The 20,203-nt window shown below is 70.2% G+C and carries 16 protein-coding genes; 9 read left to right on the forward strand and 7 right to left on the reverse strand.

Annotation, left to right across the window (positions count from 1 at the left end; genetic code table 11):
- Window positions 1–106: 106 nt before the first annotated feature.
- Together AB0B61_RS02830 and AB0B61_RS02835 are read right to left on the reverse strand one after the other, a co-directional pair.
- Window positions 107–670, reverse strand: a complete 564-nt coding sequence (locus AB0B61_RS02830) for a hypothetical protein (RefSeq protein WP_358426960.1) — start codon at window positions 668–670, stop codon at window positions 107–109.
- Window positions 634–1,020, reverse strand: coding sequence for a hypothetical protein (locus tag AB0B61_RS02835; protein ID WP_358426964.1), 387 nt, complete (start codon window positions 1,018–1,020; stop codon window positions 634–636). Before AB0B61_RS02835 ends, AB0B61_RS02830 begins: the two co-directional genes overlap by 37 nt.
- A gap of 384 nt (window positions 1,021–1,404) precedes the next feature.
- Here AB0B61_RS02835 and AB0B61_RS02840 point away from each other — a divergent pair, with 384 nt between their 5' ends.
- Window positions 1,405–1,719: a hypothetical protein gene (locus AB0B61_RS02840; RefSeq protein WP_358426967.1), complete on the forward strand. Its 315-nt coding sequence runs from the start codon at window positions 1,405–1,407 to the stop codon at window positions 1,717–1,719.
- Between the two features lie 35 nt (window positions 1,720–1,754).
- Entirely contained in the window at window positions 1,755–2,150 is a 396-nt protein-coding gene (locus AB0B61_RS02845) for a hypothetical protein (protein WP_358426970.1), read from the forward strand.
- 579 nt (window positions 2,151–2,729) lie between these two features.
- On the opposite strand, the gene AB0B61_RS02850 is transcribed toward AB0B61_RS02845, so the two are convergent.
- Genes AB0B61_RS02850 through AB0B61_RS02865 form a run of 4 tightly spaced genes read right to left on the reverse strand, consistent with a single transcriptional unit; the run spans window position 2,730 to window position 8,261 of the window.
- Window positions 2,730–4,406, reverse strand: a complete 1,677-nt coding sequence (locus tag AB0B61_RS02850; RefSeq protein ID WP_358426973.1) for a glycosyltransferase — start codon at window positions 4,404–4,406, stop codon at window positions 2,730–2,732.
- Window positions 4,403–6,334, reverse strand: a complete 1,932-nt coding sequence (locus AB0B61_RS02855; RefSeq protein ID WP_358426976.1) for a glycosyltransferase — start codon at window positions 6,332–6,334, stop codon at window positions 4,403–4,405. The genes AB0B61_RS02850 and AB0B61_RS02855 overlap by 4 nt, the downstream gene beginning before the upstream one ends.
- The gene (locus AB0B61_RS02860) at window positions 6,331–7,827 is read right to left on the reverse strand and encodes a glycosyltransferase family 2 protein (RefSeq protein ID WP_358426979.1); all 1,497 of its coding nucleotides are present in this window, start codon (window positions 7,825–7,827) and stop codon (window positions 6,331–6,333) included. Before AB0B61_RS02860 ends, AB0B61_RS02855 begins: the two co-directional genes overlap by 4 nt.
- Window positions 7,824–8,261 (reverse strand): hypothetical protein, encoded by a 438-nt coding sequence (locus AB0B61_RS02865; protein ID WP_357942626.1) that lies wholly within the window; start codon window positions 8,259–8,261, stop codon window positions 7,824–7,826. The genes AB0B61_RS02860 and AB0B61_RS02865 overlap by 4 nt, the downstream gene beginning before the upstream one ends.
- Before the next feature lie 237 nt (window positions 8,262–8,498).
- Between AB0B61_RS02865 and AB0B61_RS02870 the strand changes: the two genes are divergently transcribed.
- Window positions 8,499–9,608, forward strand: coding sequence for a glycosyltransferase family 2 protein (locus tag AB0B61_RS02870; protein ID WP_358426982.1), 1,110 nt, complete (start codon window positions 8,499–8,501; stop codon window positions 9,606–9,608).
- Between the two features lie 26 nt (window positions 9,609–9,634).
- Complete coding sequence (locus tag AB0B61_RS02875) at window positions 9,635–11,254, forward strand: glycosyltransferase (protein WP_358426985.1); 1,620 nt, start codon at window positions 9,635–9,637, stop codon at window positions 11,252–11,254.
- A 58-nt stretch (window positions 11,255–11,312) separates the two neighbouring features.
- On the opposite strand, the gene AB0B61_RS02880 is transcribed toward AB0B61_RS02875, so the two are convergent.
- Window positions 11,313–12,842 carry a glycosyltransferase gene (locus tag AB0B61_RS02880; protein WP_358426988.1) on the reverse strand — a complete coding sequence of 510 codons (1,530 nt, stop codon included), beginning with the start codon at window positions 12,840–12,842 and terminating at the stop codon, window positions 11,313–11,315.
- A gap of 158 nt (window positions 12,843–13,000) precedes the next feature.
- Between AB0B61_RS02880 and thrC the strand changes: the two genes are divergently transcribed.
- The 5 genes from thrC to AB0B61_RS02905 all read left to right on the forward strand — a co-directional run bounded on the left by thrC (window position 13,001) and on the right by AB0B61_RS02905 (window position 20,144).
- Window positions 13,001–14,059 (forward strand): threonine synthase, encoded by a 1,059-nt coding sequence (thrC, locus tag AB0B61_RS02885; protein ID WP_358426991.1) that lies wholly within the window; start codon window positions 13,001–13,003, stop codon window positions 14,057–14,059.
- A 108-nt stretch (window positions 14,060–14,167) separates the two neighbouring features.
- On the forward strand, window positions 14,168–15,136 hold the full coding sequence (locus tag AB0B61_RS02890) for a homoserine kinase (protein WP_358426994.1): 969 nt from the start codon (window positions 14,168–14,170) through the stop codon (window positions 15,134–15,136).
- A 456-nt stretch (window positions 15,137–15,592) separates the two neighbouring features.
- Entirely contained in the window at window positions 15,593–17,701 is a 2,109-nt protein-coding gene (gene rho, locus AB0B61_RS02895; RefSeq protein WP_358426998.1) for a transcription termination factor Rho, read from the forward strand.
- Window positions 17,702–18,287: 586 nt separating this feature from the next.
- A complete protein-coding gene (locus tag AB0B61_RS02900; protein WP_358427001.1) occupies window positions 18,288–19,499 on the forward strand; it encodes a sensor histidine kinase in 1,212 nt (403 codons plus the stop codon).
- Window positions 19,500–19,508: 9 nt separating this feature from the next.
- Window positions 19,509–20,144, forward strand: a complete 636-nt coding sequence (locus tag AB0B61_RS02905) for a response regulator transcription factor (RefSeq protein ID WP_358427004.1) — start codon at window positions 19,509–19,511, stop codon at window positions 20,142–20,144.
- Window positions 20,145–20,203: the final 59 nt, after the last annotated feature.

The raw sequence follows: 20,203 nt of genomic DNA on the forward strand, positions 1-20,203 counted from the left end.
TTCGTCTCCCAGTAGGCGGATCAGTCGGGTGGCGCGCCGAGTCAGGACAGCGGCGAAGGCCTCGGCGAACAACTCGGCGACGTCCTCAAGGTAAGGCGGCGCCAGGTCATGACCGCGCAGCGCATGCAGGACCAGCCAGAACTCGCTCTGGGAGGGGCGGCAGCCCCTCGATGGGGTTTGGGGCGCAGCCCCAATAGACACAGTCTGAGCTTCGAAAGGCGCGAAGCGCCCCATTGGCGAAGGCGATGCACGCGTGCGCCTGTTCGGTCTGCCCACTTTGGACGAGCCGTTCGCTGTACACGTCCAGCGTCTGGAGGAACTGAACCGTCGAGTCGGCCTGTTGCCACCAAGCCGCCATGACCTCGGCGCTCACCTCGGCGGCTTCGGCGACGCGGCCGACCTTGTCCAGGCGATCCGCATAGGTCGCCGGCGCGTGGATGAGCTCGAAGCCGGCCGATGTGGCCCCCGCGTGCTGAAGCCGTCCGCGAATCTCGCTCACCGCCTCGGCCGCGGACGCCACCGCCTCCTGCTCGCGCCCGAGCGTGGTGAGGAGCAGCGTTCGCCAGTAGCGCGCGTCAGGTGCCTCCGCCTGTGCGGATCGGCTGGTTTCCGATAGCCGCAGGAGCTCTTCGACTACCTCGAGTGCTTCCTCATACCGCTTGCACTCCATGAGGCGCGTCGTAACGCGGCCAAGGCGTGGACGATCTGGTCAGCGAACAGGCCCGGCTGGACGTCGGACAATGTCCGATAGACCGCCAGTTCTTCCCGGCGAGCCAGGCAGGCGAGATCGTCCCATCCCAGCTCGGTCAGCAACTTGGCGAGTTCGTCCAGCGACTCGGGTAAGGCGGTCGGTGTGGGCCACGTATCCGGGGATCGTCCACGCAGCTGCCTGACCTGTTTGAGCGCGTCCGCCGCCCACCGCACGGTCTTGTCCGGCCGGACCACGCCCCCGTAACGGGCTGAATCCACTGGACGTTTGAGCATGGCAGGCTGAACCACTTCAGCGTCCGGCTCGTTCATCCACCCGTGCATACCACTGCCGATGGGCGCGAGCGATCTTGGACTCCAGGCTCACGTCCCATGCGGTCAGGTCCCTCGCAGCCGCGTGGGCCTGCGGCTCCCGCATGAATCCGCAGAGCACGGGAAGCGTGACGCCGAACCCGTTCATGGCGCAACTCGCGGGGGAACCGGAAGATACGGCTTGGGGTTACGAAAGGCGGTCCAAACGGACGACGCGTCTGTTGCGGCGATTGCTGCCTTCGTTGCTTGGGTTTTCGCCGCCCCATCGTCCTTTACCAGTCACGAAGCGCTTTGGGATTGTTCGCAAGACCCTCTGGCAGGGCTGCCGCTAGCATGGTTCGTATGACGACGATGGGGTAGTATGTATGACATGAAAGGTCGTTGATGAGCAAGCCGCTCCCGATCATCGAGCTGCCACTGGAATGGGATGAGGGGAACCTGAGCCATGCACAAGGGCATGGCGTCTCACGCGACGAGATCGAACAGGTTGTTCGCAACATGCCCGAGGTGCGGCAGTCACGCAGGGATGGGATGCCCATCGTTGATCACTACCTGGTGGTGGGCGTCACCGATGCTGGGCGACGTGTCACCGTGGTGGTTGTCTATCCCGTCGCTAGGAGGCGTGACTGGGGTAAATACGAACTGGAGATCGCGCGACCAATTACCGCATACGACACGCCAAAGAAGGGCTCGTCTTGAGGAAGAATGATCCAGCTGCGCGGAAGATCGCTGAGATGGATGAGGCCGAGCGTGCCCAATGGTTCTATGACAACCGCGAGCAGGTAGCTGAAGAATCCGCACCTGCCGTCCTCGATCGTGTCGTATCAGTGCGGGTCAGCCCCGGCGATCTTGGTTTGCTGACTGAAGCCGCATCGGCAGCAGGAATGAAACTGAGCGCGTGGTTGCGCAAGGTTGGATTGGAAGCAGCGGCATTGGCGCCTGCTGCCCCGCCTGCGGCAGTGCTCTCGGGAGAGCAGACACGACAGCTCCAAGAGTCAGTTATCAACATCGTGGAGCTGCTAGAACGTAGCGGTGTCCGACTGGATGCGGCACGAGGTCACCGTGACCAATCGCTGGTCCTGAAGGGGCTTCGTCACAAGCGCAAGAAGAAGATCGAGGCTGGGAAATAGCAGCCCGCTCGCCCGGCAACTTCACGATCACGTCCTGACCTGGGACCGCCACTGGCGAGACCACCCCATCCCGACGTTCACCCTCTACCCCGCCGAGGCCGCCCCGCCTGCGCTTGCCGTAGGCCGCATCTTCCGCAAACGTCATACCCAGCTGGTCATGACCTGGCCCTAAGCACTGCGTGGGCACATCGGCATCCGGCAAGGAGTGCCGTGCGCTGTGGCCCCGTGAGGCAATGTGTCGACGGTAGGAACGCGCAAGACGTCGCCTGGCAGCAGGACCACGCTCATGACGCACTCCCTTGATCGTCGACAACTCGCGTGTGCTCCCCAACGTGGCTTGCCAGGCCTCGGCCTACGGTCACTTCGCTGCCCATCCGCTCCGGCCCACGGGGCGGGGAGCTCGAGGGGCGGCAGCCCCTCGATGGGGTTTGGGGCGCAGCCCCAATAGACACAGTCTGAGCTCCAAAGGCGCGAAGCGCCTCCCATTGGCGAAGGCCATGCAGTGGGGCGGGGTGTGGGGGCCGCGCCCCCACTGGGCACAGTCTGAGTTCCCGAGGCGTGAAGCGCCCCGTTTGCGGGTCAGCTGTCGGGAAAGGCCAGGTTGCGGACTCGTTGGACGGCGCGTTTGAGTACCGTGCGGTCCTGGGCGCGGGACAGGCGGACCGCCTCGCGGCGCCACGACTCGGCCTTCTCGCGCCACCGTTCCGCGTCCCTGCGGCCTTTGCCCGCCTCCCTGCGGAGTTGGGCGAGTTCGGCCTGCATGAGGGTGGTGCGTTTGCGCAGGCGGGTGAGTTCCTTCTCGTACTGGGTCGTGACGCGGTCCAGTTCGGGGACGGGGCGGCGGCGCGGTGGGTAGATCGGGGGGCGGCGGGCGAAGCCCCAGGTGTCGCCGTCCACCCATTCCAGGCCGAAGACCTCGTCCAGGACGGTGTCCAGGTGCTCGCCGGGGCGGACTACCAGGGCGGCGCGGGAGAGGGCGGCGGTGCGTTCGAGTCTGGCCACGGTGACGCCCTGGTCGGTTTCGTCGAGGGCGACGCAGAGGGCACCGCCGTCGTGCTCTTCCAGGTGGTCGACCAGGCGTTCAAGGGTGTCGCGAGCCGGGACCCAGCCGGGCGGCATGAGGAGGCGGAACGGTGACACGACGCCGGAGGGCTCCGCGGTGTCGGCCAGCCGTACCCGGGGGTCGTGTTCGAAGGTGGCGTGGATGAGGCGGAGGTCCAGGTCGGGGTCGCGGAGCGGGGAGCGGCGGCCGTCGCCCAGCGCGGACCAAGGGCCCGTGATGGTGATCGCCACGTCCGGCACCGAGCCGGCCAGCAGGGCGTCGACCGTCGCGCGGACGTCCTCATAGCCCGCCGCAGGGACGACCGCGTCCACGTACGGGACCAGCCACTGCCGGCCCGGGTCCGTACGCAGATAGCGCCGGTACGGTACGCGGTCCGCCACGTAAGGGTCGTTGTACCGCTTCAACGACAGGAAATCACGCATGGCCGTCGGCAGCCCGATGTGCCACACCCGCGAGTCCGGGTCCGGTACGTACACGGCCCCCGCCTGCGTGAGCCGGTAGCCGAGCTCCGTGTCCTCCGCCAGCACCAGAGAGGTGTCCAGGCCGCCGATCGAGCGCAGCAGCGCGGCGGGGTAGGAGGCGGTGGCGCCGACGTGGATGCGGGTGGCCAGGGAGTTCGGGGCGGTGCGCAGGCCGTCGTGGTCGAGGATGATCTTCTCGGCCCAGTCGTGGCGGTGCGGGGAGAGGGGGAACAGCTTGTCCTCGTGCCCGTCCTCCAGCGCCTGGCGTACCTCGCCGGGGGTGGGCAGCACGTCGCCGGCGGTGAAGTCGATCCAGCCCAGTACGACCAGGTACGAGGCCAGGTGGTGCCAGCGGAGCTGGGCCTCGACGTGGTGGCGATGGGGCACCATGTCGGCGTCCAGCACGAAGACGATCTCGCCGGTGGCGGCGTCGACGCCGGTCTGGACGGCCCAGGCCCGGCCCCAGCCGCCGGGCGAGCTGGTGATGAGGCGGGTACGCGCCGGGACGAGGTCGGGCAGGCGAACCGGCACCGCGCTGCCGTCGTCCACGACGATGACGTCCATGAGCTCGGCCGGATAGCTCTGCGCCGACAGCGCGGCCAGGGTGAGGTCGAGGGTCTCCTGGCGGTCGTGGGCCGGGATGACGACGGTGACGGTCAGCTCGGGTGTCCACCGGCCGAGGAGGGGCGGAGTGAGCACCCCGTAGTCGTTGCGCCGGATGCGAGGAGTCACGGTAGTTCCATGAGAAGGCTGGGGTGGAAGCCGCGCCACTGGTTCCTGTTGCGCTGCAGGAACGTGCCGATCGGCTCCTGCCAGGTGTGGTTGGCGGCGGGGCCGCGGCGCAGGATGTAGCCGAGCCCGTGCGTACGGTAGATCTGCCCGCCCGCCGCCTGCAGCGCCTCCTGGAACTGGGTGTCGACCGAGCGGCGCAGCGGCCGGAAACCGCCCACCGCCTGGAACGCCGAGCGCTCCACCAGGATCGTGCCACCCGCGACGAAGCTGGTGATCTGCTCGGTGATCTGCCTGCGGTGCACGGTGACGTCGATCGACGACAGGTAGACGAACTCCGGCACGGTGCCCACCACCTGGGCCCCCGAGTAGGAGTGCGCGAGCAGCAGGTCGGCCAGGAAGTCGGGGCCGTACCAGTCGTCGTCGTCCATCTTCAGCAGGAACGAGCCCGAGGCCCGCGCCGCCGCGTCGTTGAGCACCTGGCCGAACACCGCCTGGTGGCCGGCCTCCAGGACGGTCAGCGGGCCGTCGAAGGCGGCGATGGCCGTGGCCACGTCCGGATGGCCCTGGGGTACGCCGTGCAGGGCGAGGATCACTTCGAGCTGGGCGTCGCGCTGCCGGGCCACCTGGTCGAGCGCGAACCCGACCATGTCGGTGCGCCGGGTGGCCAGCAGTACCGAGGTCAGTGGGGGAGCGGGGGCGGGGGCGCCGAGCTGCTCCCAGCGGGCCGCGACGCCGTGGGTACGCAGCGCCTCGCGGCGTAGCCGGATGCTGTGCTCCTCGCGGCGGAGCTCGTCGGTGAGGTCGGGATCGGACATCAGCAGCCGGGCGAGCTCGTCGCCGAGTGCGCCCGCCCAGCGCGGCACCGTGTCCGCGACCAGCGGCACGCCGGCCGCGGCCAGGCCGGTGAGCACGCGGACGGCGGCGAGGGGGCCGCTGTGGGCGTGGTGCCAGTCGATCCGTACGCCGCGCAGCTGCCTGAGCCGGCCCACGTCGGCGTCCGTGACGCCGCCCGACTCGGCGAACGCCGTCACCACCTTCCCGTCGAGCACGACCGACCAGCGGCCGTCGCGCTCCACCAGGGACGCCAGGCCGCGTGACGGCGTGGTGACGAAGCCCTGCGGGTTCACCAGCCGCTCGTCGACCGGCGGGATCATGGACGGCTGACCGAGCACGTCGGGGTCGGCCAGGGACAGCCCGGCGCCGCCGGGACGGCCGAGCCGCTCCCAGCTCGCGGACCGCGCGGTCGGCCGCTCGATCGGCGTCTGCGACCCGGACCAGCCGGCCACGACCGTGTCGTCCGCGCCCTCTTCGGATCTGGAGGCTGATCCGGAAGCCATTCCAGAAACTGTTCCGGAAGCGTCGACTGTGCGGAGCACGACGTCGCTGCCCGGGGCGCCGACCCGTTCCGGCACCGGCCCGGTCACCTCGGCGGGCGTCGCGTTCGGGTCCCCGGGACGCCAGGCCGCCGCGCCGACGCCCGCGATCGCCGCCGCGGGCGCCGTGATGACGTCGAGCCGGTGCCCGGCGAACGCCCGAGCCGTCGCGGTCACCGTACGGCCGGCGGGCGTGGGCGCCGAGAATCGCGCGTCCACCACCCACACCCGGTCCTTCGGCTGGTAGACCCGCAGATCCGTGAGCGAGCGCCAGCGGTGCGCGGGCGTCGGAGTGGGCACGGGGGCCGGATGGGAGGCGGGCGTGTCGAGCACGGCCACGACCACCCGCCGGGCCTCCGGCAGCAGCTTGTGCAGCGTGGCGGCCCGGCGCAGGTCGGCGGGGGTACGGGCGAGTATGAGCACCTCGTGCACCCGTTCCGTGTCCGCCGACGGCTCCAGCAGGTCCCGGTCCAGGTCCACGGCGGTGACCTCGTGCTCGACCCCGGCCAGGAAGATGCGCGCCTTGGGCATCTCGGCCAGCAGCTCGCGGATCATCCGGCGCTCCGCAGATGCCTGATGAGCGAGGTCAGCGGTCCGGTGGCGGCGGGGTCGGGGGCGGGATCGGCCGAGAGGCGGTCCACCTCGGCCGACAGCCGGTCGATCTCCGCCCGCAGCTCCTTCACCTCGTTCTGCCGCTTGCCGGCCAGCGCCCGCCACTTGGCGGGGTCTCCGGCCAGCGGCTCGGCCTGGTCCTCCGTGGTGAAGCCGTACTCGTCCCCGCTCACCCAGATCGACCCGAACATCTCATCCACCAGGTCGTCGGTCCCCCCGTGGAACAGGGCCGCGCGGGAGAAGGCCGCGGTGCGCTCCAGCCTGGCGGTCACGACCCCGGTCTCGGCCTCGGCGAGCGCGGCGCAGACGAGTCCCAGCGTGTCCTGTTCCGCCAGCCGTACGAGCCGGGACAGCGTGTCGGCGCCCAGCACCCAGCCGGACGGGAGCGTGAGCAGGAAGGGGGCGGGGGCGGCCGAGTCGGGGGCGGCCGGCACGAACGTGACGCGCGGCTCGTTCCGGTAGAGGTTGTGGATGAGGCGCAGGTCGAGCAGCGGGTCGTCGAGGCTGTCGCGGCGCTCGTCCGTCAGTTTGTCCCAGGGGCCGACGATCGCCACGGCCGTGTCGGTGATCGTGCCCGCCAGCGCGGAGTCGACTCCGGCGCGCGTCTCCTCGTAGCCGGTCGCCGCCATGACGACCTGGACGTACGGCACGAGCCAGCGGCGTCGCGGATGGCCGCGCAGCCAGCGCAGATCGGGGATCAGATCGCCGAGGAACGACCAGTTGTGCCGGTGTACGTCCTTCTCGCGGCGCATCACGGTCGACTGCCCGACGTGCCAGGCACGCGCCTGCTCGTCGGGGATGAACACCGCTCCGGCCTGGGCCAGCCGGTAGCCCAGTTCGGTGTCCTCGGCCATGTTCAGGGTCTGGTCGACGCCGCCCGCCTCGCGCAGCAGGTCGGCGCGGACCGAGGAGGAGGCGCCGGTGTGCAGCAGGTACGCGCTCGAACCCGCGCCCTTGAGCATCCTGGTGGACTCCAGGGTCGCGCGGGTGTACTCGGTCCGGGTGCCCTCCTCGCCCAAAGCCGCCACGAACCGGGTGTCGCCGATCACGACGGCGTGGTCGATGAGGTGGTGCCAGCGCATGTGCGCTTCCAGGTGGTCCGGGGCCAGGACCATGTCCGCGTCGAGCCAGTGGATCACGTCGCCGGTGGCGGCGAGCCGGCCGGTCTCCCTGGCCGCGCCGCGTCCCCAGCCCTCGCTCACCCGGACGACCCGGACGCCGGGCAGGTCGATGGGCGGCTGGCTGCCGTCGTCGGCGACGACGACCTCGACCAGCCTGGCGGGATAGGTCTGCTCCGCCAGCGCGGCCACGGTCCGGGCGAGTGCCGGCGCGCAGTTGTAGGCGGGGATCACCACGGAGACGGTCAGCGCGGGCCGCCAGGCGCCGATGGCCGGCGGCTCCAGCGTTCCCCAGTCGTTGTGCCTGATCCGCGTCATACCGGGTCCTTGGCCAGCGCGCGGACCTCCTCGCGCAGCTCCTCCACCTCTCGCGCCCGCGTCATGGCGTTGACCCGGTCCTCGCCCAGCGAGGCCAGGATCGCGCCGAGGTCCTCCTCGCGCCGCGTCGCCGACTGCTCGATGGCCTCGGTCAGGCGGTCCAGCCGCCCCTCGATGCGCTTGAGCGCGGTGGCGGTCTTGGCCAGCTCGGCCTCGTGCTTCTTGGCTCGCAGGTCGATGCGCTGGGCCTTGCCGTCGAGGCGTCGTACGGTCAGCACGAGCACGGCGAGCCCGGCCAGCGTGACGGCGAACGCCCCCGAGGCGGCGGCGGCGCCGAGCGTGAGCAGATCGGTGAGGACGAGCAGCACGAGCACGGCGACGGCCAGAACTCCGAGGATTGCGGCGGTCGCTGCCAGTCGGCGGGGCGAGAACATCCGCGCATACCTTTCGTAGTCATGTCGTATCTGGCGGCAATGGGATATTGACACCTTAATAAACATTCGCCACTACCGTGCCATAGCTTCCTGGACAAAAACTGGGAGGATCCTGGTAGTTCAGCTCACATCGCCGTCCGCACGGCCATCAACCCCTAAGGTGAACTCAACATCTCAGATGGTGTCAGACCGGCGTAAGGTAGGCGCGGACTGAGTCCCCGTCGGTCGAGGAGCACCATGTCCGTCACCCCCTGCGGCTTCGCGCGTACGCCGGAGAAGGGGCTTGCCCGCCTGCACTGGAGTGAGGGTCGCCCCGCCGAGTTGCCCGGGGCCTTCACCGGGTGGGCCGTCGACGGTCATGAGCCCGATGTGCCGTCACTGCGTCCGCTGCGCGGCCTGGAGATCGAGTGGCCCGATCGTGAGGTGCCACTCGCCGGGCTGGTCCGGCTGGCGGCGGCGGGCGTACCGCTGACCGCCGACGACGCCCCCGCGTGGGTCCCCCCGGAGCTGGCGGCGCTGCTCACCGACCGCGACTGGCTCGCCCACACCGGGACCGGCCCCAGGTCACTGGCCGACTTACGCCGCGAGGAGCACAGCGTCCGGCTGCGCCGCCTGACCCACCGGCTGCCGCCCTCGCGTACGCCGCGGATCAGCGTGGTCATGTCCACCAGGCGCCCGGCGCTGGTCGCCGGGGCGCTCGCGCAGATGGCCCGGCAGCGCGACACCGACATAGAGGTGCTGCTGGGCCTGCACGGTGTCCCCTTCGAGCAGGTACGGCGGGCGGTCGAGAGCTGCCCCCTGTCCGTGAGCTGGGTCGAGGCTCCGGCCACGACGTCCTTCGGCGAGGTGCTGAACGAGGCCGCGGCCCTGGCGGCCGGCGATTACGTGGCCAAGTGGGACGACGACGACTGGTACGGCCCCGACCACCTCGCCGACCTGATCATGGCGGCGTCCTATTCGGGGGCCGACATCGTGGGCACGACGGCCGAATTCTTTTACCTGGAGCCGTTGCACGCCACGATCAGGCGCACCACGTTCGCCAGCGGAGCCGCTTATCCGAGCGAGGTCTCCAGCGATCATGTCGCGGGTGGCACGATTCTCGCCTCAAGAACGATATTTCAGGACTTAGGCGGATTTCCGGCTCAGCCGCGGGCGGTGGACCGGGACTTCCTCAAGGCCGCCCAGGCGGCGGGGGCGAGCATCTACCGCACCCACGGCCTCGGCTACGTGCTCCGGCGCACGCTGAGCGACCAGCACACCTGGCAACTCCCGCTCGCCCACTTCCTGAAGGTCGCCACGAACCAGTGGCGCGGCTTCCGCCCGAGCCTGCTGCTGGAAGCGGCATGAGCGCCGAGCCTGCTCCTGGAAGCGGCATGAGGGTTCGCGGCAATGACTACCGGATGCTCGAACCGCCGGAGACCTACACGCCGACGCTGCGGGTCAGCGTGGTCGTGCCCGCGTACGGCGGCCAGGACAAACTCGACCTGGCGCTGGCCGGACTCGCGCGCCAGACCTACCCCGCCGGGCTGATCGAGGTCATCGTCGTCGACAACGGCAGCTCCCCGCCCCTGCGGCTGCCGGCCGAACGCCCCGAAGGCACCCGGCTGATCGTCTGCCACGACCCGGGCCGGGCCGGCGCGCGCAACGCCGGGCTCGCCGAGGCCACCGGCGACGTGATCCACTGGCTCGACTCCGACGTCGTGCTCACTCCCGGCTCGATCGAGGCGCACATGCGCTGGCACCACGCCGCGCCCTACCTGGCCGTGACCAGCTACATCAGGTTCACCGACGCGCCGCTGCCCGCCGAACTGCCCGACGACCTGGAGAAGGCGTTCGAGCCCGCCGAGCCGCACGCCTGGATCGTCGACCTCATCGAGCGGACGAACGGCCTCACCGACAACACCCAGCGCCCCTTCAGCCTGCACGTCGGCGGCGCGACCTCGGTCAACGCCCAGTTGATCGCCGTCGCGGGGACGATGGACGACGAGCTGATCCTCGGTCAGGACACGGAGATGGGCTACCGGCTCTACCAGGCCGGGGCGGTGTTCGTACCGGAACCCAGGGCCCGCGCCTACCATCTCGGGCCGACCATGCGCATGCGCGACCAGCGGCCCATCGACCGTGTGAGCTACGCGTTCGTCGCCGACCGCATCCCCGCCTACCGGTGGCTCCGCTCGCACCCCTCCCGCCAGTGGAAGGTCCCGTACGTCGCGGTCGTCGTCGACGGCACCGCCGGCTACGAGCAGGTCCGCGCCACGGTCGACGCCCTGCTGGCGGGCACCATGCTGGACCTGTCCATCGTCGTGGTCGGTCCCTGGGACTCCCTTGAGCGCGAGCGCCGGGCCCCGCTGAAGGACCCCGACCTCGACCTGGTGCTGGTCCACGGCCATTACCTGCACGAGGGCCGGGTACGGCTCGCGGTCTCCGGCGAGGTCGACCCTGGCGTGCCGTACGTGCTGCGGCTGCCCGCCGGCTGGGTGCCGGGGGAGGACAGCCTGGCCAGGCTGCTCGACCTGGCCCGCGGCGAAGGGCTGGGGCTGGTGAACGTGCTGCTCCACGAGTCGAAGGACGGCGTCGTGGCCGCCCGGCTGGAGCGCGCCTCCTCCTTCGCCCGGGCGCGGATCGTCGTACGCCCCGGCGAGGAGCTCGACGACGCGGTGGACGACGTGGCGGGCGTCGCGTGGGTGGAGGGCGAGACGTACGGGTTCGCCGAGGAGGCGGCCGAGCTGCTCGGCCGCCGCAGCGCCTACCGGGCCAGGCTCAAGGCGGAGGCCGACGCGGCGCGGCTGGCCAAGGAGGCCGAACGGCTGCGCGCGCAGGTGACCAAGTGGCGCGACGAGGCGGGGCGCTGGCGCAAGAGCGCGGTGGAGCTGCGGCGCGACGTCAGCACGCTGCGCCGTCAGCTGGCCGCCGCCAACCGCGCCCAGCAGAGCATGCGCGTCCTGCTGGCCACCACGGTCAAGCGCGCCCTGGGCAAGAGGCTGCGCGGCTAGCGTCCCGGGCGGACGCCGCGGTGCTCAACCGGTTCGAGCGCGCCCTGAGGCCGCGTGGTCAGCTGGGCCGGATCACGGACTTGAGGCGGCCCAGGAGGGTCCGTTCCTCGGTGGCGGGAACCGTGACGATCGGCGGTAGCGGCGCGGCGGGCTTCTGGGGCGCCGCCTTCGGGGCCGTGCTCTTCTCGCTTGGGGCCTTCTCGGCCGGGGGTTTCGGCTGCGGGGCCGGGGGCCAATAGCGGTCCGGGTCCTCGTGCCGTACGCCGTGCGTGGTCTGGATGATCTCGTCGAGATCGTCGCCCGGCGCGGCGAGCAGCAGGGCGCGGCCCAGGGCGGAGGTGCGTTCGAGGCGGGCCGCGCGGCCGTCGGGCAGGTCCACGACGAGCACGCCCGTCAGGTCCTTCTGCACCGTCTCGATCATCCGCTCCAGCGTCGCCTTGTGCAGCGGCACGTCGACCGGCCCCCGGTAGCGGAACGGCGCGGGCGCCGGCGTCGGGGCCGCCTCGTCGATCAGCCGGATCCGGTCGTCGTGGGCGAACAGGTCGCGCATCAGCCGCATCTCGAAGAGCGGGTCGCTGAGCACGGCCCGCCGCCCGTCGTGCAGTCGCGCCCACGGTCCCACCAGCGTCACCACGACGTCCTGCAGCTTGCCGTCGAGCGCCGCCGCCACCGCCTGCCGCACCACCGCTTCCGAGGTGTCCGTGACGTCCAGGACGATCTCGACGTACGGGACGAGCCAGCGGCGGCCCTGGTCCTTGCGCAGGTCGCGGCGGAGCGGAACCCGGTGCGCCAGGTACGGCTCGACGGCCCGCACGGCGCGATCCCTGTCACGGTGCTGAGCGGGCAGCCCGAGATGCACGGCCTGCGCTTCCATGTCCGGGATGAACACCACACCGTGCATGGCCAGCCGGTAGGCGAACTCGGTGTCCTCACCGCGCACGACGTTCGGGTCGAGACCGCCCACGGCGTGGAAGACCTCCCGGGGAAGGGCGAAGGTCGGTCCCGTGCACACGTGGTAGGGATTGCGGCTCTTGCGAAGCCCGTCGGTCTTGGCGATCGTCGCCTCGGTGGAGCTCGACACGCCCGACGCCAGGTCGAACACGTCTCCCAGGTGTCCCGCCCGGAAGACCTGCTCGGCGGTGAGGTCCGGCACCTCGATGAAGCGCTTCATCCCGATCGTGACCAGATAGTCGGTCACGTGGTGCCAGCGGGCCAGGGCCTCGATGTGCTCGCGGCAGGCCACCATGTCGGCGTCGAGGCGCTGGATGATCTCGCCGTCGGCGGCCTTGGCGCCGGTGTTGACGGCGTTCGAGATGCCCCAGCCGGTCGTCACCGGGACGACCCGGGTGTTGACCGGCCGGAGCTCCGGCAACTGGATCGGCGGCTCGCTGCCGTCGTCCACGACCAGGACCTCCATGAGGTGGTCCGGGTACGTCTGAGCGGCCAGCGCGGCCAGCGTCAGCTCCAGATGGGGCCCGCCGTGCGCGGGTATCACCACGCTCACGGACAGGGCCGGTGACCAGGTGCCGAGCTCTGGCGGCGACAGCGGAGAATAGTCGTTCTGCGTCATGGCAGGACGCGCGTTCATGGTGGTGACCCCCCTGCCGGGGACCTTACCGGGAGATGCTGAGAATTTCCTGAATTATGGGTTGTTGCAGCCACTGCTCGGCGGCCCGGGACTCGACTCCGTGAACACCGCCGGGACCCCGTACACTCGGTGCCCAAGACCGCAGGTAGGGAGTCAATATGAGCAGGTCGTGGCGTGGCCTCATCGAGGAGTACCGAGAGCGCCTTCCGGTCACCACGAAGACGCCCGTCATCACGCTGCTGGAGGGCGGCACGCCGCTGGTGCCGGCGCACCGCGTCTCCGCGCTGACCGGGTGTGACGTCTACCTCAAGGTGGAGGGCGCCAACCCGACGGGCAGCTTCAAGGACCGTGGCATGACCATGGCCATCAGCAAGGCCGTCGAAGAGGGTGCCAAGGCGGTCATCTGCGCCTCCACCGGCAATACCTCGGCCTCGGCCGCCGCCTACGCCGTACGCGCCGGGCTCACCTGCGCCGTGCTGGTGCCGCGCGGCAAGATCGCGATGGGCAAGCTGGCCCAGGCGCTCGTCCACGGGGCCACGCTGCTCCAGGTCGAGGGCTCGTTCGACGACTGCCTGGAGATGACCCGCAAGCTGTCGTCCAGCTATCCGATCGCGCTGGTCAACTCGGTCAACCCGTTCCGGCTGCAGGGCCAGAAGACGGCCGCGTTCGAGATCGTCGACACGCTCGGCGACGCGCCCGACATCCACTGCATCCCGGTGGGCAACGCGGGCAACATCTCGGCCTACTGGATGGGCTACCGCGAATACGCCGCCGACGGGATCTCCACCAAGGCGCCGCGCATGTTCGGCTTCCAGGCCAGCGGCGCGGCACCCATCGTCGACGGCGCGCCCGTCGCCCATCCGCACACGATCGCCACCGCCATCCGCATCGGCAACCCCGCCTCCTGGCAACTCGCCACGGCGGCGCGCGACGAGTCCGGTGGCGCCATCGAGTCGGTCACGGACCGGCAGATCGCGGCCGCGTACAAACTGCTGGCCCAGGAGGAGGGCGTCTTCGTCGAGCTCGCCTCGGCGGCCAGCGTCGCCGGTCTCCTTCAGGCGCACGCGCACGGGCTCATCGCGCCCGGACAGCGCATCGTCTGCACAGTCACGGGCAACGGCCTCAAGGACCCGGACTGGGCGATCGCCGGCGCGCCGGCCCCGGTCACCATCCCCATCGACGTCCACGCCGCCGCGGCCGCCCTCAACCTGGGCTAAGAACGCGTCCGCTGCTCCGTACGAGAGCCCTGCTTCGCCGTACGGATGCTTTGCCGTACGGAAAACAGGCCCGTCACCACTGAAGGCGGCGGGGGAAAGATCAGGCGAATGAGCACCGTTGACATCCGTGTGCCTGCCACGTCCGCGAACCTGGGCCCCGGCTTCGACACCCTGGGCCTGGCCTTGGGCCTGTACGACGAGGTCCGGGCCACGCTGACCGGCGAGCGGGGCGTCCACGTCACCGTCGAAGGACAGGGCGAAGGCGAGCTCGACCTCGGCGAAGGACACCTGGTCATCAAGGCCATGCGCAGGACGTTCGACCGCATGGGGGCCGCCCAGCCCGACGGCATCCGGCTGCACTGCCTCAACCGCATCCCGCACGCCCGCGGCCTGGGCTCGTCCTCGGCCGCGATCTGCGCGGGCATTCTGGCCGCCCGCGCGCTGGCGCGGCCCGCCGAATCGCGTACGGAAGCCGGTGACGGAGGGCCGCGCGCGGCCGGATTCTCCGATGGATACGGCCTTTCCGACGACGAGGTGTTCGCGCTGGCCACCGAGATGGAAGGGCATCCGGACAATGTCGCGCCATGCCTGGCCGGAGGCTTGACGATTGCGTGGACCGACCACTCCGGATCACCGCGTATGGTGAAACTGCTCCCGGATGTGCGCATCCAGCCAGTCGTGTTCGTTCCGGCGACGCGCCTGGCCACGGAGACCGCACGGGGGTTGTTGCCGAAGGACGTGCCCCACAAGGACGCCTCTTTCAACGCCGGCAGGGCTGCGCTGCTGATCGCGGCGCTGACTCAGCGGCCGGAGCGCGGGCTGCTGCTCGCCGCCACCGAAGACCGACTTCACCAGAAATACCGTGCGCCTGCGATGCGGGCCAGTGCGGATCTGGTAGAACGTCTCCGTGCAGTGGGCGTGCCTGCGGTCGTTTCGGGAGCAGGTCCCACAGTTCTTGCGTTTTCGACACCGGATTCGCAGGATTTGATCGCGCCAGAAGTGGGTAATGACTGGCACATCCAGCTTATGGACGTCGACCCAGTTGGTGCGAACGTTCAGTTCCCCGAGACACGCTGATGCCTCTTTAGACCTTCAGGGAATAGCCGTGTGCGCTGGTGATGTTAGGCTGATAGCCGCACCAGATGCCCCCTTGTTGGGTGCGTGCTTGTCAGCCACACATCGCTGCATCATGCTGCACGTCGCGAGGCGTGTGCAGCGCGGCTGTCTCCCCGGAATCCGTTGCCTCCGGTTGGCCCACACCCGGTTGGCCCAACGTGAGGCGGCGACGACGGGGGTCTGCGCGTTCGAATCACCTCGACATCTGGCTGGCGACAGCAATCTGAGGGGTGTCATCCACGCGTCACTGTCCTGTGGCCGCTTGGACGTGCCTCTCCCCAAGAGTGGCGGTCGTCCCCAGCGGCGGCCGAAGATCGCAACGTGCACCCCGACCCGGTCTGTCCCGCCGGATCGCAAGCACCTCCGGGACGCCCGGCAGAACAAAACCGGCGCCCGACCCCTGGGAAGGACCTTTAGTTGAGCGACACCACCGAACTCCTCTCCGACGCACCAGGCTCACCTGCGCAGCCCGCGTCCGGCGACACCCCCACCCGCGCCGCGGCTAAGCCGCGCGCGCGTCGCTCCGGCACCGGCCTGTCCGCCAAGGTGCTGCCCGAGCTGCAGAAAATGGCCGCTGAGCTGGGCATCAGCGGCACCGGGCGCATGCGGAAGAGCCAGCTCATCGCGGCCATCCAGGAGAAGCAGGGTGGCGGCACCGGAGAAGGCGCGCCCGCTGCCGTAGCCGAGGCCCCGGCCGCCGCCGACGCGGCGCCCGCCGCGGAGCGGCCCACGAGGGCACGCCGGGAACGTTCCCGCCCCAAGACCGTTGAAGAGCCCGTCGCGCAGGCTCCCGAGCCGGTGGCCGCGGCCCCCGAGCCCGTGGCCGCCGCCGCCCCGGCCGAGCCGGTCGTGGAGCAGGCCCAGCCCGCCGACGCCCAGCTCGACCCGCGTGGCGACCGTGGTGAGAGCCGCCGTGAGCGGCGCACCAGAGGCGAGCGCCGTGACCGTGGCGACCGTGGCGGCAGCGACCGTTCCGGCAGCGACCGTTCCGGCAACGACCGCGGTGAGGGCGGCCGCGATGTCCGTGACAGTCGTGACAGCCGCGACGGTCGTGACGTTCGCGACAGCCGTGATGTCCGCGACGGCCGGGATGGCCGTGACAACCGTGACAACGGTCGTGATGGTGGCCGTGACGGCGGTCGCGTGGACCAGCGTGAGCGGGTCGCCGACGGCGGCCGCGGCGGTGACCCGCGTGGCGGCAACGACCAGCGCGGTGACCAGCGCAGCGACCCCCGCAACGATCAGCGGGGCGACTCGCGCAACGACCCGCGCGGTGGCGGCGACGACGACGACCGCGGCGGTCGTGGCCGGCGGGGCCGGTTCAGGGAGCGCAACCGCGGCCGTGGCCGTGAGCGCTTCGAGAGCAACGAGCCCGTGATCGGCGACGACGACGTACTCATCCCGATCGCCGGCATCCTCGACATCCTCGACAACTACGCGTTCGTCAGGACGAGCGGCTACCTGCCCGGTAGCAACGACGTCTACGTCTCGCTCGCCCAGATCCGCCGCAACGGCCTGCGCAAGGGCGACGTCATCACCGGCGCCGTCCGGCAGCCGCGTGACGGCGAGCGCCGCGAGAAGTTCAACGCCCTGGTCCGCCTCGACACCGTCAACGGCATGGACCCGGAGCAGGCCCGCAACCGGCCCGACTTCAACAAGCTCACGCCGCTCTACCCGCAGGACCGCCTGCGCCTCGAGACCGAGCCGAACATCCTCACCACGCGGATCATCGACCTCGTCTCGCCGATCGGCAAGGGCCAGCGTGGCCTCATCGTCTCGCCGCCCAAGGCCGGTAAGACGATGGTCCTCCAGGCGATCGCCAACGCGATCACCCGCAACAACACCGAGTGCCACCTGATGGTCGTGCTGGTGGACGAGCGGCCTGAAGAGGTCACCGACATGCAGCGGTCGGTCAAGGGCGAGGTCATCCACTCGACCTTCGACCGTCCCGCCGAGGACCACACCACGGTCGCCGAGCTCGCCATCGAGCGGGCCAAGCGCCTGGTGGAGCTGGGCCACGACGTGGTCGTCCTGCTCGACTCGATCACCCGTCTCGGGCGCGCCTACAACCTCGCGGCTCCCGCGAGCGGGCGCATCCTGTCGGGTGGTGTCGACTCGACCGCGCTCTACCCGCCCAAGCGCTTCTTCGGCGCCGCCCGCAACATCGAGAACGGCGGCTCGCTGACGATCCTCGCCACGGCCCTGGTCGAGACCGGGTCCAAGATGGACGAGGTCATCTTCGAGGAGTTCAAGGGCACCGGCAACATGGAGCTCAAGCTCAGCCGCTCCCTGGCCGACAAGCGCATCTTCCCCGCGGTGGACGTCGACGCGTCCAGCACCCGTAAGGAAGAGATCCTCATGGCCAAGGACGAACTCCAGATCGTCTGGAAGCTGCGCCGGGTGCTCCACGCGCTCGACATGCAGCAGGCGCTGGAGCTGCTCCTGGAGAAGATGAAGGAGACCAAGTCCAACGCCGAGTTCCTCCTGCAGGTCCAGAAGACCACGGTGAGCAACGACCGCGACTGACGCTGGTTTGAGGGGGCGGCAGAGTTTCTTCTCTGCCGCCCCCTTTTTTCTCTTGTACGGCATGTTTTTGTCTTGTACGGCATGCGCCACGGGCCCCACATGGGGTCAAGGGCCTCTGGGGACGCGGCCACTGATCCCACGGGGGCGGCATGCCACGACGGGCTTCCGCTCGGCCGGAGGGGTGTCTCTGTAGGGTCGTCTGCCACGACGGGCCGTTCTTCCCCTCCCCCGGAGGGGGTATCTCTCGTTAGGGACCCCAGCCACGACGGACCGTCTTCTTTCTCCCCCCAGAGGGGTATCCCTGCAAAGGACCCCAGCCACTTACGGACCGTCACAGGGATCTAGGCGGTCGTGTGACGGACCACCGGGGAATCCTTGTGGTTGCTGCACCAGGGGGACGGCGCTGGGGCCGCCGGCGAGCCGTTGTGACGAGGCGATGAGACCGGTCACTGGGGTTAACCCCACCTGAGGACGGAAGTCCGCCACATTCTCTGCGGCCGGTTGGACGGGCACCCTTGATGGCATGGTTGCTGTGCCGTTGAGGGAGCGCGTGCCGTTGGGGCCCCGGGGGCCCATTGGCGTTGTGGTGGATCCGGCCACGTGGCGGGCCGTGCCCTACATGCTGGTCAGTCTGGCCTTCGGGGTCGGCTGGTTCGCCGTGCTGGCCGTGGCGGTGCCGTTCTCCGTCGCGCTGGTGGTCCTGTGGGTGGGCATTCCGCTGGTGCTGCTGACCATGTTCACGTGGCGCGGAGCGGCGATGCTGGAGCGCCGGGTGCTGTGGGCCGCGCTGGGCGTACGGATCGCCGACCCTTACCGCACCCGGCCCGAGCGGGGGATCGGCGCCCATGTGGGGTGGTTGTTCAAGGATCCGGCCACCTGGAAGGACCTCGGTTATCTCCTGCTGCTGTTCCCGCTGAGCCTGGTGGAGTTCGTGGTGTCCGCTCTGTCCTGGGTAGGGACCATCACGCTGATCATCGCGCCCTTCTGTCACGCGCAGGGTGAGGCGCTGCTGTTCAACGACGTCCTGGCCATCGACAGCTGGCCGGGGGCGGTGCTCAGCACGATCCTGGGCTTCTGCATGCTGGCCGTGACCGCCTACGCCGTACGCGGGATGGCCTGGCTGCACGGCACGCTGGCCGTGGTGCTGCTCAGCGGGAGCGAGGAGGAGCGGCTGCGGGCCAGCAGAGCCAGGGGCATCGACGCGGCCGAGGCCGAGCGCCGCAGGATCGAACGCGACCTGCACGACGGCGCCCAGCAGCGGCTGCTGTCCGTCGCGGTGGACCTCGGACGGGCGCAGGCAAAGCTCGACCACGCCCCCGAAGAGGCCAGGCTGCTGATCGCCCAGGCGCACAGCGGCACGAAGGCCGCGATCGCCGAGCTACGCGACCTGGCCAGGGGCATCCATCCGGCCATCCTGAGCGACCGGGGGCTCGACGCGGCGCTGTCCGGGCTGGCCGCGCGGGCGCCGGTGCACGTGGACGTGGTGGTCGAGCTCGGCACGACCGACGAGCGGCCGCCCCCGGCCGTGGAGAGCATCGCCTACTTCATCGTGGCCGAGGCCCTGGCCAACATGGCCAAACACTCGGCCGCCACCGAGGCGTCCGTGCGGGTGACCAGGGAAAACCGGCAGGTGCTCGTCGATGTGTGGGACAACGGCATCGGCGGCGCCCTGGTCAGCGCGGGCGGCGGCCTGTCGGGGTTAGCCGACCGGGCGGCCACCATTGACGGGATGCTCATCCTGCACAGCCCCGTCGGTGGTCCCACCCTCGTGCGCGCGGAGTTGCCCTGCGAGTGGTAGGCATTGCACATGCGCGTGGTCATCGCCGAGGATTCCGTACTGCTCCGCGAGGGGCTGGCCCGGCTGCTCGCCGACGGAGGCATCGAGACCGTCGCGGCGGTCTCCGATGGGCCGTCCCTGATCACCGCGGTCAAGGAGCATGCGCCCGACCTGGCGATCGTCGACGTCCGGATGCCGCCGAGCCACACCGACGAGGGCCTGCGCGCCGCGTTGAAGGTACGGGCGGCCAGGCCGGACTTCCCGATCCTGGTGCTGTCGCAATACGTCGAGGAACGCTACGCGGGCGAGCTCATCGGCCCGGCGGTCGGCTATCTGCTGAAGGAGCGGGTGGCGGACGTGGCCGAGTTCCTGGAGGCCGTGCGGCAGGTGGCGGCGGGCGGCACGGTCATCGACCCCGAGGTGGTGATGCAGCTCCTCAGCAGGCAGCGGCGTGGCGCCCCGCTCGACACGCTCTCCCGGCGCGAGCGCGAGGTGCTGGCGCTGATGGCCGAGGGCCGCTCCAACACGGCCATCGCCGCCCGGCTGGTGGTCACCGAAGGGGCCGTGGAGAAGCACATCTCTGGGATCTTCGCCAAACTGGCCCTCGGGCCGGCGCCCGAGGACCATCGGCGAGTGCTCGCCGTACTCACCTATCTGGGCCGTTGACCACCTGACGCCCACGAAAATCTGTGACGTTCATTACCTGACGTCCCAGGGATGCATGC

This window comes from Nonomuraea sp. NPDC049158 (genome assembly GCF_040648335.1).
GTDB lineage: Bacteria > Actinomycetota > Actinomycetes > Streptosporangiales > Streptosporangiaceae > Nonomuraea.

Coding starts and splice junctions, on each gene's coding strand:
- AB0B61_RS02905 (WP_358427004.1), top strand. CDS start 19,509: ATGCGCGTGGTCATCGCCGAGGATTCCGTACTGCTCCGCGAGGGGCTG.
- AB0B61_RS02860 (WP_358426979.1), bottom strand. CDS start 7,827: ATGACGCGGATCAGGCACAACGACTGGGGAACGCTGGAGCCGCCGGCC.
- AB0B61_RS02830 (WP_358426960.1), bottom strand. CDS start 670: ATGGAGTGCAAGCGGTATGAGGAAGCACTCGAGGTAGTCGAAGAGCTC.
- AB0B61_RS02835 (WP_358426964.1), bottom strand. CDS start 1,020: ATGAACGAGCCGGACGCTGAAGTGGTTCAGCCTGCCATGCTCAAACGT.
- AB0B61_RS02890 (WP_358426994.1), top strand. CDS start 14,168: ATGAGCACCGTTGACATCCGTGTGCCTGCCACGTCCGCGAACCTGGGC.
- AB0B61_RS02870 (WP_358426982.1), top strand. CDS start 8,499: ATGTCCGTCACCCCCTGCGGCTTCGCGCGTACGCCGGAGAAGGGGCTT.
- AB0B61_RS02880 (WP_358426988.1), bottom strand. CDS start 12,842: ATGAACGCGCGTCCTGCCATGACGCAGAACGACTATTCTCCGCTGTCG.
- AB0B61_RS02845 (WP_358426970.1), top strand. CDS start 1,755: ATGGATGAGGCCGAGCGTGCCCAATGGTTCTATGACAACCGCGAGCAG.
- AB0B61_RS02865 (WP_357942626.1), bottom strand. CDS start 8,261: ATGTTCTCGCCCCGCCGACTGGCAGCGACCGCCGCAATCCTCGGAGTT.
- thrC (WP_358426991.1), top strand. CDS start 13,001: ATGAGCAGGTCGTGGCGTGGCCTCATCGAGGAGTACCGAGAGCGCCTT.
- AB0B61_RS02855 (WP_358426976.1), bottom strand. CDS start 6,334: ATGATCCGCGAGCTGCTGGCCGAGATGCCCAAGGCGCGCATCTTCCTG.
- AB0B61_RS02840 (WP_358426967.1), top strand. CDS start 1,405: ATGAGCAAGCCGCTCCCGATCATCGAGCTGCCACTGGAATGGGATGAG.
- AB0B61_RS02875 (WP_358426985.1), top strand. CDS start 9,635: ATGAGGGTTCGCGGCAATGACTACCGGATGCTCGAACCGCCGGAGACC.